The following is an 864-nucleotide window of genomic DNA, read 5'->3' as shown; positions in this document are numbered from 1 at the left end:
TCCCTGTAAATCGCGGGTTATCAGGGAAATCCGCGCTAAAGGTACTGTTGCATTTGGCTAACGGAGACGGCGGCAGATTTCGTGCCTGAAATCTACCCTGTTTCCGGAAACGGAGACGCAGCTCCGACGCCAAAGCCCGCGGTGTCTGGGGCTTTGCGCGGGGGTGAGTGTAGTGTTCTCTGTTTGGGGGTGTGGCTGGCGGTGCTGTCAGACTAATTCGAACCAGTCTCCGCTTTTCGCAGACGAGCAGGTCTCAGGCAGCGATCAACTCGCGCCATTCGAGAAGAGCAGCGTCGCGTAGCGATTTGAACCTGGCCCTGCTCTCGATATTCCTTCGATGATTGAAGTGATTGTACACAGACGAATGGATTGAAGCGAACTTTTGCAAACTTCGCATCTGCCGGAAGCGAGACATCGCCCGCTCCCTTCGTCGGAATGGCAAGTGTGAATTTTCGGCGTGATTGTTCAGGTGCCGGCCGGTCTCCTGACGCCTCTCGCTCCCGATCATATTCCTCGCCGCCCGATATGAAGGGCATTTACCCGTCACGACCACCTTGGGATTACTATAGCGCTTCATGGCTTTTCTCATAAATCTCAACACTGAAGCCTTGTCACGAGTCTTCGTGACGAACGACTCCAGCACCTCTCCCTCATGATCAACCGCTCGCCAAAGGCGATTAGTCTGACAACGGATCTTCACAAAGACTTTGTCCAGGTGCCACTGCCATTGCGACGATTGTATCAATCTCTCCGAACGACGTCTGCGGGTCTTGTGCGCGAAGTGAGTGCCGAACCGATCGACCCAATGCCTCACTGTTTCATGGCAAATATCAATCCCGCGCTCGTGAAGCAGGTCTTCGACAT

1 protein-coding gene is annotated in these 864 nt (G+C 54.3%); it reads right to left on the bottom strand.

Annotated elements, in window-relative coordinates; all coding sequences use genetic code 11:
* Positions 1-253 precede the first annotated feature (253 nt).
* Positions 254-864 (bottom strand): IS6 family transposase (locus tag HY29_RS16805; RefSeq protein ID WP_034799238.1); only part of this gene is annotated, 611 nt, incomplete at its 5' end.

It is taken from the genome of Hyphomonas beringensis, assembly GCF_000682755.1.
In the GTDB taxonomy this organism is placed as follows: domain Bacteria; phylum Pseudomonadota; class Alphaproteobacteria; order Caulobacterales; family Hyphomonadaceae; genus Hyphomonas; species Hyphomonas beringensis.
The sequence above is the reverse complement of the archived record's forward strand: the minus strand, read 5'-3'. Positions and strand labels throughout refer to the sequence as shown.